General features: G+C 41.2%; 18 protein-coding genes and 1 tRNA gene. 18 read left to right on the top strand and 1 reads right to left on the bottom strand.

Annotated features, from left to right (window positions below; translation table 11 throughout):
• Positions 1-105: 105 nt before the first annotated feature.
• The 12 genes from JOC77_RS19335 to JOC77_RS19280 all read left to right on the top strand — a co-directional run bounded on the left by JOC77_RS19335 (position 106) and on the right by JOC77_RS19280 (position 11,964).
• Complete coding sequence (locus tag JOC77_RS19335; protein ID WP_204547404.1) at positions 106-735, top strand: 50S ribosomal protein L25/general stress protein Ctc; 630 nt, start codon at positions 106-108, stop codon at positions 733-735.
• A 142-nt stretch (positions 736-877) separates the two neighbouring features.
• Positions 878-1,438 carry an aminoacyl-tRNA hydrolase gene (gene pth / locus JOC77_RS19330; protein WP_204547401.1) on the top strand — a complete coding sequence of 187 codons (561 nt, stop codon included), beginning with the start codon at positions 878-880 and terminating at the stop codon, positions 1,436-1,438.
• 110 nt (positions 1,439-1,548) lie between these two features.
• A complete protein-coding gene (locus tag JOC77_RS19325; protein WP_204547398.1) occupies positions 1,549-1,779 on the top strand; it encodes an anti-sigma-F factor Fin in 231 nt (76 codons plus the stop codon).
• Between the two features lie 105 nt (positions 1,780-1,884).
• Positions 1,885-5,445: a transcription-repair coupling factor gene (gene mfd / locus JOC77_RS19320; RefSeq protein WP_338047251.1), complete on the top strand. Its 3,561-nt coding sequence runs from the start codon at positions 1,885-1,887 to the stop codon at positions 5,443-5,445.
• A 292-nt stretch (positions 5,446-5,737) separates the two neighbouring features.
• Positions 5,738-6,274 carry a stage V sporulation protein T gene (gene spoVT / locus JOC77_RS19315; protein WP_204547395.1) on the top strand — a complete coding sequence of 179 codons (537 nt, stop codon included), beginning with the start codon at positions 5,738-5,740 and terminating at the stop codon, positions 6,272-6,274.
• A 385-nt stretch (positions 6,275-6,659) separates the two neighbouring features.
• Positions 6,660-8,264, top strand: a complete 1,605-nt coding sequence (locus tag JOC77_RS19310; protein ID WP_204547392.1) for a putative polysaccharide biosynthesis protein — start codon at positions 6,660-6,662, stop codon at positions 8,262-8,264.
• Between the two features lie 17 nt (positions 8,265-8,281).
• The gene (gene yabN / locus JOC77_RS19305; protein WP_204547389.1) at positions 8,282-9,745 is read left to right on the top strand and encodes a bifunctional methyltransferase/pyrophosphohydrolase YabN; all 1,464 of its coding nucleotides are present in this window, start codon (positions 8,282-8,284) and stop codon (positions 9,743-9,745) included.
• A gap of 27 nt (positions 9,746-9,772) precedes the next feature.
• Positions 9,773-10,033, top strand: coding sequence for an RNA-binding S4 domain-containing protein (locus tag JOC77_RS19300; RefSeq protein ID WP_204547456.1), 261 nt, complete (start codon positions 9,773-9,775; stop codon positions 10,031-10,033).
• A gap of 64 nt (positions 10,034-10,097) precedes the next feature.
• Positions 10,098-10,403 (top strand): sporulation protein YabP, encoded by a 306-nt coding sequence (gene yabP, locus JOC77_RS19295; RefSeq protein WP_204547386.1) that lies wholly within the window; start codon positions 10,098-10,100, stop codon positions 10,401-10,403.
• Complete coding sequence (gene yabQ, locus JOC77_RS19290) at positions 10,400-11,023, top strand: spore cortex biosynthesis protein YabQ (protein WP_204547383.1); 624 nt, start codon at positions 10,400-10,402, stop codon at positions 11,021-11,023. Before yabP ends, yabQ begins: the two co-directional genes overlap by 4 nt.
• 16 nt (positions 11,024-11,039) lie before the next feature.
• Entirely contained in the window at positions 11,040-11,432 is a 393-nt protein-coding gene (locus tag JOC77_RS19285; protein ID WP_204547380.1) for an FtsB family cell division protein, read from the top strand.
• A 73-nt stretch (positions 11,433-11,505) separates the two neighbouring features.
• The gene (locus JOC77_RS19280; RefSeq protein ID WP_204547377.1) at positions 11,506-11,964 is read left to right on the top strand and encodes a S1 domain-containing RNA-binding protein; all 459 of its coding nucleotides are present in this window, start codon (positions 11,506-11,508) and stop codon (positions 11,962-11,964) included.
• A 183-nt stretch (positions 11,965-12,147) separates the two neighbouring features.
• Here the strand turns inward: JOC77_RS19280 and JOC77_RS19275 are convergent.
• Positions 12,148-12,221 (bottom strand) — tRNA-Met (locus JOC77_RS19275).
• A gap of 386 nt (positions 12,222-12,607) precedes the next feature.
• Here JOC77_RS19275 and spoIIE point away from each other — a divergent pair.
• The 6 genes from spoIIE (at position 12,608) to ftsH (ending at position 21,066) form a co-directional block, all read left to right on the top strand.
• On the top strand, positions 12,608-15,085 hold the full coding sequence (gene spoIIE, locus JOC77_RS19270) for a stage II sporulation protein E (RefSeq protein WP_204547374.1): 2,478 nt from the start codon (positions 12,608-12,610) through the stop codon (positions 15,083-15,085).
• A gap of 82 nt (positions 15,086-15,167) precedes the next feature.
• Complete coding sequence (locus JOC77_RS19265) at positions 15,168-15,905, top strand: vWA domain-containing protein (RefSeq protein WP_204547371.1); 738 nt, start codon at positions 15,168-15,170, stop codon at positions 15,903-15,905.
• Positions 15,874-16,842 carry a protein kinase domain-containing protein gene (locus tag JOC77_RS19260; protein WP_204547452.1) on the top strand — a complete coding sequence of 323 codons (969 nt, stop codon included), beginning with the start codon at positions 15,874-15,876 and terminating at the stop codon, positions 16,840-16,842. The genes JOC77_RS19265 and JOC77_RS19260 overlap by 32 nt, the downstream gene beginning before the upstream one ends.
• A 101-nt stretch (positions 16,843-16,943) precedes the next feature.
• On the top strand, positions 16,944-18,335 hold the full coding sequence (tilS, locus tag JOC77_RS19255; protein ID WP_204547366.1) for a tRNA lysidine(34) synthetase TilS: 1,392 nt from the start codon (positions 16,944-16,946) through the stop codon (positions 18,333-18,335).
• Positions 18,336-18,366: 31 nt separating this feature from the next.
• Positions 18,367-18,912 carry a hypoxanthine phosphoribosyltransferase gene (gene hpt, locus JOC77_RS19250; protein ID WP_204547449.1) on the top strand — a complete coding sequence of 182 codons (546 nt, stop codon included), beginning with the start codon at positions 18,367-18,369 and terminating at the stop codon, positions 18,910-18,912.
• Between the two features lie 117 nt (positions 18,913-19,029).
• On the top strand, positions 19,030-21,066 hold the full coding sequence (ftsH, locus tag JOC77_RS19245; protein ID WP_204547347.1) for an ATP-dependent zinc metalloprotease FtsH: 2,037 nt from the start codon (positions 19,030-19,032) through the stop codon (positions 21,064-21,066).
• Positions 21,067-21,183 lie beyond the last annotated feature (117 nt).

The following is a 21,183-nucleotide window of genomic DNA, read 5'->3' as shown; positions in this document are numbered from 1 at the left end:
TCCTGGTCAACGGTGTCAAAAAAATCTTTATACGTTTAGATATATCATTTGAAGGGAATTTTGAAGGTATGTGCAATTATCATGTGAATAGGAAGGTGAAGGTTTATGAGCAGTACATTAACTGCAAAAGAACGTAAGCAGCATCGCAATTCCTTTTTAACAGGTCTTAGAAGTGAAGGGTATATTCCTGCAGTTGTATATGGCAGAAAAAAAGAAAGTAAATCAATCGTAGTAAACAACGGTGATTTAATGAAAACGATAAAAGAGGTAGGACGAAACGGAATCATTTCGCTGGATGTAGATGGTAATACACAAGAGGTAATGCTTACAGATTATCAATTTGATCCGATTAAAAATGAGGTTTTGCATGCAGACTTTCTCTACATAGATATGTCAGCAGATATAAGTGCTCAGGTTCGCGTTTCCCTGACAGGAACACCACAGGGAGTCAAGGATGGCGGGGTATTACAGCAGTCTTTGCATGACCTGGCGATTACCGCTAAGCCAGATGAAATTCCGGAGGCTATCGAAGCCGATGTAACAAATCTCCAAGTAAATGAAACTCTGTATGTCAGCGACATTAAGAAAAATTACTCTACTATTACGATTAATCATGACGATGAAGAGGTGCTGGCAAGCATACTTGCTCCTAGACAAGAGGAGGAAATCAGTACGGGTGAACAGCAGGGCGGGGGCATACCCGTAAATGAAGAAGGAAGAGAAACGGAAGCATAGCATCTCCAGAGTCCAAGGCTGAATAAAGCAGAAATATATTAAATAAGCTATAATAGACGTAACCTGTAGGGTTGCGTCTTTTTCATGATAGAAATTTATGAGTGATCCATATATTAGCAAAGTTTTTATTGGAGTGTTGAGAATGAAAGTAATAATTGGTTTGGGAAACCCCGGTAAACAATTTGACGGGACCAGGCATAATATAGGGTTTGAAGTCATTGATGAACTTTCAAGCAAGTGGGGAATCCCGCTCAACCAGGCAAAACATAAGGGTATTTACGGGACGGGCCTCGTAAAGGGTGAAAAAGTTCTCCTGCTGAAGCCATTAACTTATATGAACCTTTCTGGAGAATCCATATCTGCTGTGTTAAACTTTTATAAATTGACCAGTCAAGATATGGTGGTTATTTATGATGATTTGGATTTGCCTCCCGGGAAAATCAGGCTGCGCCAAAAAGGGAGTGCAGGGGGCCATAATGGAATCAAATCTACGATTGCCCATCTAGGTACCCAGGAATTTAATAGAATCCGCGTCGGAATAGGCCGCCCAACTGACGGAAGAAGCGTTCCGGACTTTGTGTTAAACCGCTTTATAAAAGAAGAACGAGATCTTATGAGCAAAGTCGTTGATATTTGTGCGGAAGCTTGCGAAAATTGGTTAGAGAACGATTTTTTAAAGGTAATGAATAAATTCAATGGTTAATATACTAAACCATATTACCTGATTAGAATGCTTTTTTCGGCAAGCATGAATAAATACCCCCTGCCACGGTTCATACTACAAAGTAGATTACCTAATCAGGGGGATAAAATATGGCCTATCACTATCAATGCAGGCATTGTGGAACTGCCCTGGGCACGATTGATGAACCTCTAATGTCCGCAGAGCAATTAGGGTTTCATGCCCTTACAAATCAAGAACGGCAGGAAATGATCAGTTTCAGTGAAGCAGGAGATTATCATATCTATGCCATTTGTGAAGACTGCCAGGAGGCCCTGGAACGAAACCCGGATCTGCATCAAAATGACTATTTAATTCAATAGGTAAAAGGCTTTGGAAGAACTCCAAAGCATTTTTCTGTTTGCCTGAAATATAAAAAAAGCCCTGATAAATGGGTACATGGAATAACAAAGAAAGGGGGACGTGAAGTGAATGATTTACAGCGTGCATTGTCAAAAAATGATGATGTAGAGTCCGTTTTAAATGGTTTAAAAGAAGGTCTGCGTGAGCAGATGGTGGCAGGAATGTCCGGTTCTTCAAGATCTATGTTTATTTCTTCTATTCACTTAGAGACCGGTAAACCTGCACTTATCATAACCCACAACTTACTGCAGGCACAGAAGCTTTATGATGATCTAACTTCACTTATGCCGGAAGAAGCCATTTTCTTATATCCGGCAAATGAATTGATTGCAGCTGAACTGAGCGTTGCCAGTCCGGAATTAAAAGCCCAAAGAATAGAAGTGCTCAATCATTGGACACAGAATAACAATGGAATTGTTATTGCTCCCATGGCCGGTATCCGCAAACTTCTTCCGCCTAAAGAAATATGGAGGCAATATCAGCTGACCCTAAATTTAGGTGATGATATAAACCTTGAAGAAACCCTTTCCTGGCTCGTATCAATGGGTTATGAAAGAGTAGAAATGGTTTCAGCTCCAGGGGAATTTTCCCTGCGCGGCGGAATTTTGGACATATATCCGCTGACTGAATCGAATCCTATAAGGATCGAACTTTTTGATACGGAAGTAGATTCGATTAGAGCTTTTTCAATAGAAAATCAGCGTTCTATAGAAAAGCTGTCCTCTTTATCTATCGGTCCTACCACCGAGGCGTTAATAGAAGGCAAATCTCTGGACAGACTGATTGAAAAGCTTGAGGCGGGATTAAGCAAAAGCTTAAAAAAATTGAAAGATGAAAAGGCAAAAGAGCGGATGGTTCAGCATATTGGGCACGAGCTGGAGCTTTTGAAAAATGAAAGTCTGCCGGACCATCTTTTTAAATATTTAAGCTTAGCATATGAACATCCAGCTAGTTTGCTAGATTACATCCCGGATAATGGAGTCATATTCCTTGATGAAATAACCAGAATTCATGAAATCAATGAAAGTTTAGAGAAGGAAGAAGCGGAATGGTATACCAGCCTGCTGGGCGAGGGTCAGATTATACACGACCTGGCCTTGTCACATAAACTTCCCAGCCTCATGTACAGCTCAACCAATCCTTTTATTTACCTAACGCTGTTCTTACGGCATGTTCCCTACACAAATCCGCAGAACATTATTAATTTCACCTGTAAACAAATGCAAAATTTCCATGGACAGATGAATGTATTTAAAGGCGAATTGGAAAGGTGGAAAAAAGGGAAATATTCAGTTGTCATTCTAGGGCCAGATGAAGAGAGAATGAAAAAGCTTAGAAGGGTTCTTGAGGATTATGAGATTGAGGCAGCAGAGCTTGCAGAAGAAAGTAAAATTCTTCCAGGGAAACTGCAAATAGCTAAAGGCAGCCTCCATGCAGGGTTTGAGCTTCCAATGCTGCGTCTGGCAATTATTACGGAACATGAGCTCTTTAATAAAAAAACAAAAAAAGCACCCCGCAGACAGAAGCTTTCAAATGCTGAAAGAATTAAAAGTTACTCAGAGTTAAAAACGGGCGACTATGTGGTTCACGTCAACCATGGGATCGGCAAGTATCTCGGCCTTGAAACTCTTGTGATTAACGGGGTCCATAAAGATTATCTTCATGTAAGATACCAGGGCACCGATAAGCTGTATATCCCTGTAGATCAAATAGATCTAGTCCAAAAATATGTAGGTTCAGAAGGAAAAGAGCCTAAGCTCTATAAGCTTGGGGGCAGCGAATGGAAGCGGGTCAAAAGTAAGGTTCAGTCTTCTGTGCAGGACATTGCGGATGACCTTGTTAAGCTGTATGCCGAAAGAGAAGCGGCAAAGGGATATGCCTATTCTCCAGATGGTGATATGCAGCGTGAATTTGAAACGGCGTTCCCTTATACGGAAACAGAAGATCAGCTGAGATCCATCTATGAAATTAAGAAGGATATGGAACGCGAGCGGCCGATGGAACGGCTTTTATGCGGTGATGTGGGATATGGCAAAACAGAAGTTGCTATTCGTGCAGCCTTTAAAGCGATTATGGATGGGAAGCAGGTGGCATTCCTTGTACCGACTACCATTCTGGCACAGCAGCACTATGAAACAATCCGTGACCGATTCCAGGATTATCCGATTAATATTGGTTTATTAAGCCGATTTAGATCAAGGAAGCTCCAAAACGAAACCATTAAAGGGCTGAAAGCAGGATCAGTAGATATTGTAGTAGGTACACATCGGATTTTATCCAAGGATCTGCAATACCATGACCTCGGCTTGTTAATTATCGATGAGGAACAGCGTTTTGGCGTGACACATAAAGAAAAGATTAAACAGCTGAAAACCAATGTGGATGTGCTGACTTTAACGGCTACTCCTATTCCAAGAACTCTTCACATGTCCATGCTCGGTGTCAGGGATTTATCTGTTATTGAAACTCCGCCTGAAAATAGGTTCCCGGTGCAGACTTATGTAATGGAGTATAACGGAATATTAGTTAAGGAAGCGATCGAAAGAGAACTGGCAAGGGATGGTCAGGTTTATTTCCTATACAACAGGGTAGAGGATATAGCAAGAAAAGCAGAAGAAATTTCCATGTTGGTTCCAGATGCAAGAGTAACCTATGCACACGGACAAATGACCGAAACTGAACTAGAGTCGGTTATGCTTGCATTTATGGAAGGTGAGTATGATGTTCTTGTTACCACTACGATCATCGAAACAGGTGTAGACATTCCCAATGTTAATACACTAATTGTTCACGATGCTGACAAGATGGGACTTTCTCAGCTTTATCAGCTCCGAGGACGGGTCGGGCGCTCTAATCGTGTCGCTTATGCTTATTTCACCTATCGCAAGGATAAAATCTTAACGGAAGTAGCCGAAAAAAGGCTGCAAGCCATAAAAGAATTTACAGAGCTTGGTTCAGGGTTCAAAATTGCGATGCGTGATTTATCGATACGCGGTGCGGGTAATCTTCTTGGAGCAGCGCAGCATGGATTTATTGATTCAGTCGGATTCGATTTATACTCTCAAATGCTGAAAGAAGCGATTGACGAGCGGAAAACGGGTACGGCTGCTGAACAGAAGCCGAGTGTGGAGATTGATTTGGACATCAATGCATATATACCTGATTCCTACCTATCGGATGGACATCAAAAGATTGAGATGTACAAAAGGTTCAGAGGAATTACCTCCATACAGGAACTAGAAGAGCTCCAGGGAGAAATGCTCGACAGATTTGGAGAATATCCTGAAGAAGTCGCTTTCCTTTTCTTGATTGCAGAAACGAAAGTTTATGCATTAAGAAACGGGGTCGAATTGATTAAGCAGACCAAACAGGAAATTAAAATGATCATCTCAGAAAATACAAGCAGTCAGATAGATGGCCATAAACTATTTCAGATAGGCTCAAAATATGGCCGTATAGTTGGTTTGGGCATGGAAGGCAGCAATCTAAAAATAAGTCTTAACATCAAGAATGTGCCGCCTGAAAAATGGCTTAACATTATCTATGAGTTAATCAAAGGATTGGAAACTGCCAGAAAAGACTCGGGTGAAAAGGCCAGGCCTGCCACTAAGAGTGAACGTTCCTAATGTGCGCGCTTAGGTCCTTATGTGTCCCGCTATGTGTGGGCAGCGCGCCAGGCAAGCATTCATTCTGTTTGAAAAAGAATCTCTTACTACATCAAGATGGGCGGAAATACCCCTTTTATTGCCATGGCTGCATAGTCATGGGATAGATTTGTTTTTAAAAACATGTAAAACAAAACAAGAAAAATCCCAGATAGTGTATAGAAGTTTGCAGTTGAAAAATACTAAGGTCAATAACGGTGAAAATTCCAATGTTTTCACCACTATCCAAATCATGAAAGAGAGGCAACATAAGATGAAAGCAACTGGAATCGTACGTCGTATTGATGATTTAGGAAGAGTTGTTATTCCAAAAGAAATTCGCAGGACTCTCCGTATCCGTGAAGGAGATCCTTTGGAAATTTTTGTAGATAGAGACGGCGAGGTTATTTTAAAGAAGTACTCACCGATCAGCGAGCTTAGCGATTTTGCAAAAGAATATGCAGAAGCTTTGTATGACAGCCTGGGCAGCCCGATTTTAATTTGTGACAGAGATACGTATATTGCCTTAGCTGGCGGGTCAAAGAAGGATTATCTAAATAAGAATATCAGTGAACTAGTAGAGAAAGCCATGGAAGACCGAAGTTCTGTATTAGAAACTGCAAAAGGGCAAATTTCCTTAGTAGACGGCAATGACGAAGACGTCCAGTCGTATACAATTGGCCCAATCGTGGCAAACGGAGATCCAATTGGCGCTGTCGTTATTTTCTCAAGAGAAACTACAGTTGGAGAAGTCGAGAGGAAGGCTGTAGAAACAGCAGCAGGATTTTTAGCCCGCCAAATGGAATCTTAAGAGAACGCCCTTATATATGGACAAAAAAGGTATGCTTTTAGCTGCCTTTTTCTTTTTTCAATGAATGGCTGAAGATCGTAATGTTTTGATCAGAGAAAGGACCCCGTACAAGTTAACCCTTTACATACTGCGAGGATTCCCCGTAGAATTTAGCTCTTTAAAGTATGTGTTTTACTCGAACAAGGGATCGCATTTTCGTTACCCTAAAAAAAACTCGCATTATCATTGAACACAGCCTTTAGAAAAAGCTAAACAAACGAATAATACGACGCTGCAATACGCCATTCTGCCTGTATGCTATAATACAACCATTGTTTGCAGTGAAAATTGCTATATAAGATTATCATAGAGACACGATTATGTTTTATGTGCGGAGGAGAAAAAAATGGCTGCAAAGCCTGAAGATTTATCAGGTACTATTTTCAGAGGTGCGGCTATATTAACTGCTGCTGCTATATTTACTAAGATATTAAGTGCCTTTTACCGGATTCCCTATCAGAATATAGCAGGAGATCTTGGTTTCTATATATATCAGCAAGTGTATCCTCTTTACGGGATATCCGTGATTTTGTCTACATATGGATTCCCGGTTGTCATTTCGAAGTTAATTGCCGAAAAAAGCCGTGGAAAAGAAGAAACTAGAAGTATTGTGGCCATCTCATTTATAGTTTTATCTATCTTAGGCTTATTGATTTTTTTAGGAGTATTTTTCGGTGCAGGCTGGATTTCAGTTTGTATGGGCGACAGGAAGCTTGAACCGCTGCTGAGAATCAGTGCGTTTGCCTTTTTATTTATGCCGGTTGTTTCTGTGGTGAGAGGCTTCTTCCAGGGGCGCAATGAAATGCTGCCTACAGCGGTTTCACAGATAGCTGAACAATCCGTGCGGGTTCTGTTCATTATTGTGGTTACGTATCTGCTGTTAAAGCAAGGTCATTCACTTTATGCTGCTGGAGGTGGAGCAGTTCTTGGATCGGTAATTGGAGCATTCGCGAGCGTTCTGGCATTGGTTACTTTCATGTGGATTGGAAGATACAGCTTTACGTTTACGGACTTCTCATTTAAACGGATGAAAGAAGTTACCAGGGCATTATTCATACAAGGTACGGCTTTTTGTATATCCAGTCTTTTATTAACTCTTACGCAGTTAGTAGACTCCTTTACACTATATTCCTTACTTATTGAAAGAGGAATGGAGGAAACAGCCGCTAAAGAGCTAAAAGGAATTTTCGACAGGGGGCAACCGCTCCTGCAATTAGGATCCATAGCAGCAACTTCTCTTTCTCTTGCGATTGTTCCTTTGCTGTCTTCCTCCAGGGCGCGGACAGACCGCCAATATCTGCTGCAAAAGGTTAAGCTGGCACTTACGGTAACTATAACGGCTGGCGTGGCAGCCGCCATCGGACTAATTCTGATTATTAAGCCTGTGAACATTATGTTGTTTACAGACAACAGCGGTTCAGAGACTCTGGCTGTTTTAGCTATAACGATTTTATTTAGCTCCCTGATTATGATTAGTTCTGTGATTCTGCAAAGCATAGGCATTATTTGGCCCGCTATGCTGGCCATACTTACTGGGATTGTATTGAAGTTTCTGCTTAATCTGTGGCTGGTACCTGTATTCTCTATAAAAGGGGCTGCATGTTCAACCGCTGTGTCTTACATCTTCATCTTTCTGGCACTCTTTATTCTGCTGTGGAAAAAAATGAAGGTCCCATTGGTTGAATCAAAACATCTTATGATCTGGATTTTTACTGCTATTAGCATGGCAGTCACATTATATGTACATGCATGGGTTTTTTCATTGCTGGTTTCAGCTGGAAGCAGCCCGGGCCGAATGTTTTCAAGTATACAGGCATTAACTGCAGTGTGTGCTGGTGCAGTTGTGTATATGAAATTAATCTTACGTTCAGGTATGTTTGCCCCAGAAGAGCTCTCTCTTCTGCCATTTGGAAGCAGGCTTTCTCTTATTTTTAAAAAACCAAAACAATAAAAGGAGTTAAGGCAGTAATGGCGAATGAAATAAAAGTAATTGGACTTGGTTCAGGTGAACTCAGCCAGATTCCCTTCGGCATCTACAAAACATTAAAGGAAGCAGGGAACTGCTTTGTGAGAACAGTGGATCATCCTGTAATCCGTGAATTAAGTGAAGAAGGAATTAGCTTTTCTAGCTTTGATTCTATTTATGAAAAACACGATCAATTTGAGGCGGTTTATGAGGAAATCTCGGAGATCCTGCTTCTTGCCGCCAAAGAACAGAATGTCTTATATGCCGTTCCGGGACACCCTATGGTAGCTGAAAAAACGGTCCAGCTTTTATTGGAGAAAGGTCCTTCAAGATCTATTGAAATTAAGATTGAAGGAGGGCAAAGTTTTATTGATTCTTTATTTCAAGCAGCGGGCTTTGATCCTATTGATGGATTTCAGCTGCTGGACGGAACAAGCCTGCGGGCAGAGGAAGTAATGATTACAGGCCATGTGATTATCGGCCAGGTATACGACCAGTTTATAGCATCTGAAGTTAAGCTGACCCTTATGGAAAAGCTTCCTGACGATTACGAGGTATATATTATTACAGCGGCCGGAAGCAGCGGGGAGAAAATTCAAAAAGTCCGTTTGTACGAGCTTGACCATGGAATGGAATTGAATAACCTGACAAGCCTCTATATTCCCCCAGTGCAGAAGGAAGAATGGCTGTACAAGGAATTTTTCAAGGCTAAACAGATTATTGCCAAACTAAGGGGGCCTGGCGGCTGTCCTTGGGATCAGGAACAAACTCATGAAAGCCTAAAGAAGTACTTAATTGAGGAAACATACGAACTCATTGATGCAATTGATCAGGGTGATGACGAGCAAATAGTCGGAGAGCTTGGAGATATCCTGCTCCAGGTACTGCTTCATGCACAAATAGGAGAAGAAGAGGGAATGTTCTCTATTTCAGATGTAATAGGAAGTTTATCCTCTAAAATGGTCAGAAGGCATCCTCATGTATTTGGAGAGGTAAAGGTGAAGGATGCGGAAGATGTTATTGTAAACTGGCAAAAAATAAAAGAGACAGAAACAGGGGCTAAAAAGAACGAACATATGCTGGATCGTGTTGAAAAGGCCCAGCCGCAGCTGCTCATAGCGTATGAATACCAGAAAAAAGCATCTAAAGCTGGCTTCGATTGGAAAGAACCGGAACCTATGTGGGAAAAAGTGTTTGAGGAAATCAAGGAAGCTAAACATGAAATAAAGGCAAAAAACATGGATTCCCTTAAGAAGGAACTGGGCGATATCTTTTTCGCTCTGGTGAATCTCTGCAGATATTACTCCATCAATCCAGAGGAAGCTGTTCATTCCACCAACCGAAAGTTTTATAATCGTTTTGCCTATATAGAAAAAAGTCTGCAGAAAAAAGGGGAATCCTTTGAACAACATACATTGGAACAGCTGGATGACTTATGGGAAGAAGCAAAAAATAAGGGTTATTAATATAGGGGAGAGGGAAAAGCAATGACGATGCGACTCGATAAATTTTTAAAAGTATCTCGATTAATTAAACGGCGCACACTGGCAAAGGAAGTCGCCGATCAAGGAAGGATTGCAATTAACGGCATTACAGCAAAAGCAAGTTCAAATGTAAAAGTCGGGGATGAAATGGAAGTGCGATTCGGCCAGAAGGTTGTAAAAGTAAAAATTGAAAAACTGCAGGAATCTTCGAGAAAAGAAGAGGCAGCAGAAATGTATACCATTCTCAGCGAAGATCGGGTGTCCGAATAAGATTGTTCTAATTTTTTCAGGGCTCACATAGACTTGTACAAATGCTAATGTGAGGGATGAAAAGATGAGCCAATTTTATGAATCCGGACAAAGCAATAAAACCTCGGTGCCAGAGCATGATGTAGTGATGAGAGGCCGCAGACTCCTCGATATTACGGGAGTTAAACAAGTGGAAAGCTTTGATAATGAAGAATTTTTATTAGAAACATCAATGGGTTTTTTATCTATCAGGGGACAAAACCTGCAAATGAAAAACCTGGATGTCGATAAAGGAATCGTCTCTATAAAAGGTAAAGTCTTTGACCTGGTCTATCTTGACGAGCAAAGTGGAGATAAAGCTAAAGGATTCTTTGGCAAGCTGTTCAAATGACGCTTACTACTCAGTTTTACACCCTCCTTTCAATTATAGGTATGGGATGCTGCTTTGGAGCTGCTCTGGATACGTACAATATATTCCTAAACCGTTCAAAACGGAGCAGCTGGGTAGTTTTCATCAACGACTTTCTCTTTTGGATTATCCAGGGTCTTATTACATTTTATGTACTGTTTCTGGTTAATGAAGGTGAGTTGAGATTCTATCTCTTTTTGGCATTGGTATGTGGTTTTGCAGCTTATCAGGCATTATTAAAGAATTTTTATCTTCAGCTGCTCCAAGCATGGATCTCCCTGGTCCGGAAAATTTATTCTTTTTTTATAAGAATGGTCACCATTTTGCTGGTTAAGCCCCTTCACTGGCTGGTATTTGCACTTATTGCTATTCTACTAAGTTTTGGAAAAGGACTTTTTTTCCTTGCCAAATTCATTTTAAAACCTTTATTATCTATTATAAAGGGACTATTAAAACCCTTTTTCTGGATGGCGGAAAAACTGGTTAAATGGCTGCCGAAATCTGTCACATCAAGGTTCCGGTCCCTATTTAACAAAATTTCCGGTTTTATTCAGGCCATTCATAGGAAGTGGTTTAGATGGACCAAAAGAACTAAAGATTAAATACGGGGGTGAGAGGATGAGTAATCTCAGAAAACGGAATGTGTCCAAAATAGATTCAGCATATGTTACACAGCACGAGAAGAAGGTCCAGACCGTTGAAAAGAAAAAACGAGGACTTGTTCGCAGATTAACCGTATTCGTAGCTGCTGCGGTCTTGCTTTCTTGCCTGCTCATATCCACTCTTGTTTCGCAAGCTTCTGTTTTAGAGCAAAAAAAGGAACAAAAGAATAAGCTAAAAAATGAATTAATAAGCTTACAAAAACAGCAGGATGATCTTCAGGATGAAGTTGTGAAGCTGAATGATGACGAATATATTGCTAAATTAGCAAGACGTGATTATTTCCTTTCTGATAAAGGTGAAATTATTTTTAATTTACCAAAAAAGAAAGAAGACAGTGACTCTTATTGACACTGTTTTTTTTCTTTCGTTATAATATAAAGTAACGATGATTTTTTAAATTCTAAGGAGGAACATTTTTTTTATGTCAATAGAAGTAGGCAGCAAGTTACAAGGGAAAGTAACAGGGATTACAAATTTCGGAGCGTTTGTGGAGCTGCCGGAAGGCTCAACAGGACTTGTTCATATCAGTGAAGTGGCCGATAACTATGTTAAAGATATTAATGATCACTTAAAAGTAGGCGATCAAGTCGAAGTAAAAGTCATTAATGTTGAGAAAGACGGCAAGATTGGCCTATCCATTAAAAAAGCGGTTGACCGTCCAGAAAGTGCGGCACCAGCTTACACTCCGCGTCCTAGACAAGGAAGAAGCAATGACAGCCGTGGTCGTGACAATAACCGCGGTCCAAGAGACAGCTTCCGTCCTAAAGAAAACTTTGAGACTAAAATGGCTAAATTCTTAAAGGATAGTGAAGAGCGTATCTCCTCGCTTAAAAGAAATACCGAAACGAAACGTGGAGGAAGAGGCGGAAGACGCGGATAACTTGCTGCTGAACGTTAGAATAAAGAAATTTCCAAGTGACCTTTTATATAAATAAGGAAGCCGGGCGCTAAGCCGGCTTCTTTTTTTGCAAACGAAAAAAGGATCAATCTCCCCTAAAGTTTGACTCCCTTAAATAACAAAAAGACATGGCTCCCGCCATGTCTTTTTTAGTCGATTTCTATATAGCGGCGGAGGGAGTCGAACCCACGACCTCACGGGTATGAACCGTACGCTCTAGCCAGCTGAGCTACACCGCCAAATGGTTTGTGCTGATTTTAAAGGAAGCACAGAATATATCATAACTCGATAAGTGCTGGAATGTCAATTGGATTTTAAACATTATGATAAAGGCTGTTTATGCACATATTCATATACTCATCGAGCCATTTCGTGTGAATTGAGCAAGGTAAGTTCCAGGTCTCAATATAAAAAAGCTTGTTTAAAAGAAATAAACCTAAATTCTTTGCTTTTTCTCATGATGAGCTGCAGCCAATTTAAAAAATAGGCCCTTTTCGTGTAAAGATATGATTATTTAAAGAGAAAACAGTCGAACTTTTCTTTTGCCTCCACTTCTGATTTTGACAAAATATAGAGGTTGTCCCCTTTATAATCAAAAGACAAATAGAAACGGGGAGTGTTTTAGATGGAAAAGGTCGAACGGAATATGTCAGATCCCACCCTTGAGATCAATATTAAAGAAGCTAAAATGGATGCGTTCAAATGGTTCCAAAATCTCCATACGAAACTAGAAGATTTATTTTTTAAACGCGGACTCGTTTTAGGCTTAATTGGCTTCTTGCTTGGCAGGGCTCTCATACTATCTCAGTTAGCTCCATTTAGTCTACCGTTTTTTGCTGCTGTTTATATGATGAGAAGGGACAGAGCTCCATTTGCATTGGCAGGCCTTGTTTGCGGAGCTGTTACGATTCACCTGTCAAACGGCATTGTGGTGTTTGCTTCTGCCTTTTTAATGATGCTTTTATATAAAATAAAAGAACCGCCTATTGAAGGGCGTTTCAAAGCCATTTCATTATATGTATTTCTTTCGTTAGCCATCATCCGGTGTGTAGAACAGCTGATTATCCATAGAAATATCCAATTATACGACGGCTTGATGATCGCTGTTGAAGCGGGACTCGCCGCCATTCTAACACTCATTTTCGTTCAATCCATTCCGCTGATTTCTGTCAGAAGAAAAACGCTGTCCTTTAAAACGGAAGAGGTTGTCAGTATTATTATTCTCCTTGCGTCGGTTATGACAGGAACCATTGGCTGGACTATTTACGGCCTATCTATGGAACATATATTATCGCGCTACCTTGTATTGCTGTTTGCCTTATCCGGCGGTGCAGCAATAGGATCAACAGTGGGCGTTGTCACAGGCTTGATATTCAGCCTTGCGAATATTTCAAGCTTATATCAAATGAGTCTGCTGGCCTTTTCCGGGCTTCTGGGAGGGCTTTTAAAAGAAGGAAAGAAAATAGGGGCTTCCTTAGGTCTCGCCGTAGCCACTCTACTAATCGGATTATATGGGGAAGGCAGTAATAATCTTAGTATTACTCTCTATGAAACTCTCGCTGCAGTGATGTTATTTATGATTACCCCTTCAACGCTCATCCTAAAAATAGCGAAGCATATACCAGGTACAGTTGAATATACCAATGAACAGCAGCTTTATATGAGGAAGGTAAGAGATGTTACCGCTAAAAGAGTTTCCCAATTCTCCAATGTATTCCAGGCTCTTTCCCATAGCTTCTCTCAGATTGATGAATGGGATGAGGAAGACCGGGACGAAGAAAAAAGGGTGGACTACCTCTTAAGCAATGTAACAGAGAAAACATGCCAGACCTGCCATCGAAAGGAACACTGCTGGACAAGGAACTTTTCTAATACTTATGAGAGCATGCAAAACATTATGTATAACTTAGAAGAAAATGGGGGGCAAATCTCTCCTAAATTGCAAAGAGAATGGAAAAAGAACTGTACCCGCTCTGAAAAGGTAACTGAATTAATAGCACATGAACTGACAGTATCTCAGGCAAACCAAAAGCTTAAAAAGCAGGTTCAGGAAAGCCGGAGACTGGTTGCGGACCAGCTCAAAGGCGTTTCAGAGGTTATGGAGGACTTTGCGAAAGAGATTCAAAGAGAGAGGAAAAATCATCATATCCAGGAGGAACAGATTTTAGAAGCGATTAGAAATTTTGGGCTTCCTATTAACGGAATCGAAATATACAGCTTGGAACAGGGGAATGTGGATATAGATATCAGCACGCCTTATTGTCAAGGAAGAGGAGAGTGCGAAAAACTCATTGCGCCTATGCTGACGGATATCCTCGGGGAATCCATCATTGTACATACCGAGGATTGTGCGTCATTCCCAGGAGGGACATGCCATGTTACCTTCCGATCGGCTAAAAAATTTGTTGTAGAAACTGGTGTTGCTCATGCTGCGAAAGGGGGAGGCCTGGTTTCGGGTGACAGCTATACAACCATGGATATTGGTTTTGGGAAATATGCTATTGCAATCAGCGATGGAATGGGTAATGGCGAGAGAGCCCATTATGAAAGCAATGAGACACTCCAGCTGCTTCAAAAAATTTTATTATCCGGCATCGAGGAAAAAATCGCGATCAAATCGGTGAATTCGGTCTTGTCGCTTCGAACGACAGATGAAATATTTACGACATTAGATTTAGCAATGATAGACCTGCATGATGCTAAAGCCAAATTTTTAAAAATCTGCTCCATCCCGAGCTTTATTAAACGAGGTGATAAAGTCATCAAAGTAGAATCCAGTAATTTACCAATGGGAATGTTTAAAGAGTTTGATGTAGATGTGGTTTGTGAGCAGCTCAAAGCCGGGGATCTCGTTATTATGATGAGTGATGGGATATTTGACGGGCCTTCCCATTTTGAGAATTTTGAGTTTTGGATGAAACGGAAGATTAAAGAGATGGAAACGGATGAACCGCAGGAAATTGCCGACTTAATTTTAGAGGAGGTTATCCGAAGAAAAGGAAAGATTGATGATGATATCACAATTGTTACGGCTAAGATCACACATAATACACCGAAATGGGCATCTATTCCTGTTTTTCCAAATAAGAGAAAGGCACAGTAAATACTCCGGAAACCTTCGTTAATAGGTATACAACCCCTCCAGTTAGTCGAAGATGGTACTAAATAGATTGGAGGGAGTTCTTATGAACCCAGGTACTTTAAAACAAATTCTGCTTATTACGGATGGCTGTTCTAACCATGGTGAAGATCCTTCGGCAATGGCAGCTTTTGCTAGAGAACAGGGGATTACAGTAAATGTGATCGGTGTGATGGAACAAGATGTTATTGATCAAAAAGGGATGCAGGAAATACAATCCATCGCACAAACAGGCGGAGGGGTAAGCCAGGTAGTTTACACATCACAACTTTCCCAGACGGTTCAGATGGTTACGAGAAAAGCAATGACACAAACGATACAAGGGGTCGTCAATAAGGAGCTGCAGCAAATATTAGGGCGTTCAAAGACTATGGATGATCTGCCGCCAGAAAAAAGGGGGGAAGTGGTCGAGGTTGTAGAGGAACTGGGTGAAACAGCGGGGCTTGAAGTGCTTGTTCTTGTAGATACCAGCGCAAGCATGACGCATAAGCTGCCCACTGTTAAAGAAGCCTTATTGGATTTATCTTTAAGCCTCAATGCAAGAATAGGAGAAAATAAATTTTCTGTCTTCGTATTTCCCGGGAAAAAGTCAGACGTGGAAAAGCTGCTGGACTGGACACCGAACCTTGAAGCATTAACAAAGGTCTTTTCGAAGCTTTCAACAGGAGGAATGACTCCAACGGGACCGGCCTTGAGGGAAGCTTTATCCTACTTTAAGAAAAAACGTTCACTAAGGAGTTTGTTATCCAATGATGATGAACAATTCTTTGAGGAATCAGTGTAAAGCCCGGCCAGGCACCGTCATTAAAGGCAAATGGTATAAGAATGAATACAAAGTTATCAAAGAGTTAGGGTTTGGTGCAAATGGCATTGTTTATCTAGCGGAATGCCAAGGGCGGGAGGTCGCGCTTAAGGTAAGTGATAACAGCATGTCCATCAGTTCGGAGATGAACATCCTTAAATCCTTTACCAAGGTCCAGGGGTCTGCCCTCGGGCCTTCTTTGTTGAGTGTGGATGACTGGGTTAACCAGGGGGTCACTCTGCCTTTTTACGTGATGGAATATATCAAAGGAGAAAGTTATCTTGATTTTTTGAAATATAAGGGAACATCATGGGCAATAGTGCTCATTCTTCAGCTATTAAAGAATCTTTCCCTCCTGCATCAATCAGGCTGGGTCTTTGGAGATTTAAAGCCGGAAAACTTAATTATCAGTTCGCCCTCCTGCCAGGTCCGCTGTGTAGATGTTGGGGGAACAACGTTAGTAGGGCGGTCTATTAAAGAGTTCACTGAATTCTTTGATAGGGGTTATTGGGGGCTTGGTTCAAGAAAGGCAGAACCCTCGTATGATCTTTTTGCTGTTGCCATGATATTTCTCAACTCCTACTATCCAAACCGTTTTACCAAAAAATCAGAAGGATATTCTCAGCTATCACAGGCAATAAAGGGAAAGAAAGAATTGAAAATGTATGAGCCGGTACTTGAAAAGGCGCTGCTTGGAAAGTACTCAACAGCTGATGAAATGAGAAAAGAGTTAATGGCTGCTGCGAATCTCAACATGGACTCAAGCAGGCAAAAACAAGCGCCTTCAAGGACTTCCTATCAAACTCCAACTAGAAAACGCAAGAAAGGGAAGACAAAAGGCGGACTGCTGGAATCTATGCTTCTTGTCGTTTTAATATCGATTGTTTATATGGTATATATTTATACAAAGCTTCTCTAATTTAAAGTACGAGAAATTATTTTTTGAAATCTGAAACTTTTATACCTGTACATCGTATAAATAGATTAGCCTGATAGAGATAGCCATAAAGGATGTTATGTATGCTGGAGAAAAAAGTCACAAAATATTTGAAAGAGCATAACCTCCTTCAAGTTGGAGAAAAGCTGCTCGTTGGAGTTTCGGGCGGGCCGGACTCTTTAGCCCTGCTGCATTTCCTGCAAGGCACAGGCTCCCAGTTTGGATACAATATTGTAGTAGCACATGTAGACCATATGTTTCGAGGGGAAGAGTCATATGAAGACCTTTTATTTGTTGAAAAATACTGTGAGGAGCATAGTATTGTTTTCGAAGGCACAAGGATTAATGTGAATGACTATATCGATGAATCAGGCCAAAGCTCCCAGACAGCTGCTCGAACCCTAAGATATCGCTTCTATAAAGAAATGATGGAAAAGCACGGTATCCAAAAGCTTGTGCTTGGCCATCACGGGGATGACCAAATAGAGACGATTCTGATGAGATTGACAAGAGGGGCTTCAGGAGCTGCAAGAGCAGGGATCCCAGTTAAGAGGCCGTTTGAGCACGGGCAGATTGTCAGGCCTTTCTTAGCAGTTGAAAAACAGGACATTCTTGACTATTGCGGCAGACACGGACTTACGCCTCGATTAGACCCAAGCAATGAAAAAGGTTCTTACAGCAGAAATCGATTTCGATTAAGTGTTTTACCTTTCCTAAAGAGGGAAAACATAAAAGCACACGAACATTTTCAAAGATTCAGCGAGGAATTAAGAGAGGATGAGGAGCTGCTTTTAGAACTTACGAAATCAAAGATGGAAGGAATCTGGGCTAAACAGTCAAAGCTTGAGTCTGCTATTCATATTAAGGAACTTATGGAAATGCCTAATTCTTTACAAAGAAGAGCCATTCAACTAATATTAAACTATCTTTATGGTGAGAATCCGGAATCGTTAACTGCGAAACACACAACTCAAATAAAGGAACTATTTATGAATCCTGACCCCTCTGCCGAGCTTCATTTTCCAAAAGGTTTACTGGTAAAAAAATCTTATGATTTTTGTATGTTTTCTTTTCTGCAGACAAAACCTAAGACTTATTACCTTAAGCTTGAAGTACCAGGTGAAACCGTCCTGCCGAATGGATATAAGATTAAGGCTCAATATATAAAGGGAAGCTCCTGCAGGAACAGTAACAGTACTTTCTTGATGCCTGCCCATGCAGCCAGTCAGCCATTAATAGCACGGACAAGGGAAGATGGGGATCGAATGTATCTTAAAGGTCTTCATGGTTCTAAGAAGATTAAAGATATATTCATTAATGAAAAAATTCCGATTGAGAAACGAGGCACATGGCCTGTAGTTGTTGATTCATCTGGAGAAGTTCTTTGGGTTCCCAGCTTAAGGAAATCATCCCGGGAAGCTGAAAACGGAGATGACCAGCAGATATACATATATTTAGAATATATAAAAGTCTAGTTCTTCTAGGGGGCAAATCAGAAAAATGAGCATGAAAAATGATATTGAAAACATCTTAATAACTGAAGAGGAAATCCAGGCAAAAACGAGAGAACTGGCTGAAAAGCTCAGCGAGGACTATAAGGACAAATTCCCGCTTGCAATAGGCGTTCTCAAAGGGGCTATGCCTTTTATGTCCGATCTGCTTAAACGAGTGGATGCTTATCTGGAAATGGATTTTATGGACGTATCCAGCTATGGTACTTCAACTGTATCTTCGGGAGAAGTTAAAATCATAAAAGACTTAGATACTTCAGTTGAAGGGAGAGATATTGTCATTATTGAAGACATTATCGATTCCGGCCTGACACTAAGCTACCTGGTTGAGCTTTTCCGTTACAGGAAAGCAAAATCCATAAAAATCGTTACTCTTTTAGATAAACCATCAGGCCGTAAGGCGGATATTAAAGCAGATTACGCCGGTTTTATTGTCCCGGATGCTTTTGTAGTGGGGTATGGTCTGGATTATGCTGAAAGATATCGAAACCTTCCTTACATTGGGGTTTTAAAACCAGAAGTTTATCAAAAACAAGATTAATGGACTGCGGCTTTCGGAATATATGTCATATTTGTGAAGCAGAAGCAAATAATTGTAAAACCTTGGTTTTCTATGATACTATTCTACTTAGTTTTTTACCGTGGGAGGAGGTAAGGGATGAATCGGATCTTCCGTAATACTATATTTTATTTACTAATATTTTTGGTGATCATAGGGGTTGTCAGCATTTTTAACAACAACAATGAACCCACCGATAATATATCACAGGACCAGTTCTTCAGATATTTAGAAAATGGTGATGTGAATTCTCTATCCATGCAGCCGGAGCGCCTTGTTTATGAGGTGAAAGGCCAGCTAGAGAGCGGCAAAAAGGATAAACAGTTTATCACTTATGTTACAAACAACAACAATACATTGGACCGGATCGACAAAGCATCCCGGGATAATGATGTTAAAGTAGAAACACTTCCTGCAAAGGAAACGAGCGGATGGGTTACTTTCTTTACATCCATCATTCCATTCGTGATTATTTTTATTCTATTCTTCTTCCTTCTAAACCAGGCTCAAGGCGGCGGAAGCCGTGTTATGAACTTTGGGAAAAGCAAAGCTAAGCTTTATAACGATGACAAGAAAAAGGTTCGTTTTAAAGATGTAGCTGGTGCGGATGAAGAAAAGCAAGAGCTCGTTGAAGTAGTAGAGTTTTTGAAAGATCCAAGAAAGTTCGCTGAACTGGGTGCGCGGATTCCTAAAGGTGTCCTGCTCGTTGGACCTCCGGGTACTGGTAAAACCCTGCTTGCAAGAGCGGTCGCTGGTGAGGCTGGAGTTCCATTCTTCTCAATCAGTGGTTCTGACTTTGTGGAAATGTTTGTTGGTGTTGGTGCATCCAGGGTGCGTGACCTGTTTGAAAATGCTAAGAAAAATGCACCATGTATTATCTTCATAGATGAAATTGATGCAGTCGGCCGCCAGCGCGGCGCCGGTCTTGGCGGCGGGCACGATGAACGTGAACAGACGCTAAACCAATTGCTTGTAGAAATGGACGGTTTTGGTGCAAATGAAGGAATTATTATCGTTGCGGCAACCAACCGCCCGGATATTCTTGATCCAGCACTTCTTCGTCCAGGCCGTTTCGACCGCCAGATTACAGTAGATCGTCCAGATGTTAAAGGCCGTGAAGCAGTACTTAAAGTACATGCCCGCAATAAACCGCTTGATGAGTCTGTAAATCTGAAAGCCATTGCTACAAGAACACCAGGATTCTCTGGTGCTGACCTTGAAAACTTACTGAATGAAGCAGCGCTTGTGGCTGCGCGATCCAATAAGAAGAAAGTAGAGATGTCAGACATTGATGAAGCAACGGACCGGGTTATCGCCGGACCAGCTAAAAAGAGCCGTGTGATATCAGAGAAAGAACGCAGGATAGTTGCATTCCACGAAGCTGGTCACACTGTTATTGGCACCGTGCTTGATGATGCTGAAATTGTCCATAAAGTAACTATTGTACCACGCGGCCAGGCAGGCGGTTATGCAGTGATGCTTCCAAAAGAAGACCGTTACTTCATGACGAAGCCTGAGCTATTAGATAAAATCGTCGGGCTGCTGGGCGGACGTGTTGCTGAAGAAATCATCTTTGGTGAAGTAAGTACTGGTGCCCACAATGACTTCCAGCGTGCAACAGGAATTGCCCGCCGTATGGTTACAGAGTTTGGAATGAGTGACAAGCTGGGACCACTCCAATTCGGTCAAGCACAAGGAGGGCAAGTCTTCCTTGGACGTGATCTGCATAACGAACAGAATTATTCTGATGCAATTGCCTACGAAATTGACTTGGAAATACAGCGTTTCATTAAAGACAGCTATGAGCGTGCAAGAACTATATTAACGGAGCACCGTGAAAAGCTTGAGCTTATAGCCAATACCCTGCTTGAAGTAGAAACACTTGATGCAGACCAGATTAAACACTTGGTAGACCACGGCACTCTGCCTAATCGAGCGGGTGGTCCGGATAAAGATGTTAGAGTAAATATCCATACGAAAAATGATGGAGACCGTCCAACTGAGGAGAACTATCCTTCTGGGACAAATGACACGAAAACAATCCCAAATCCGCCAATCCAAGAGGGACATCCAACACAAAATCCTAAAGATAAATTCCCGCCGGTTAACGACCAAGGCAGGAAGACTGATATTTAATAAACAAAGGGCATTCCATTCCTGAACTATAACCCGATTAATGGACACTAAATTAAAAGTGCCCCTTAATCGGGTTTTTCTATGTCATCAGGAAGAAAACCCGTTTATAATAAAAGA

The sequence above is a fragment of the Peribacillus deserti genome, from assembly GCF_016909175.1.
In the GTDB taxonomy this organism is placed as follows: Bacteria; Bacillota; Bacilli; order Bacillales; family DSM-1321; genus Paraperibacillus; species Paraperibacillus deserti.
The sequence above is the reverse complement of the archived record's forward strand: the minus strand, read 5'-3'. Positions and strand labels throughout refer to the sequence as shown.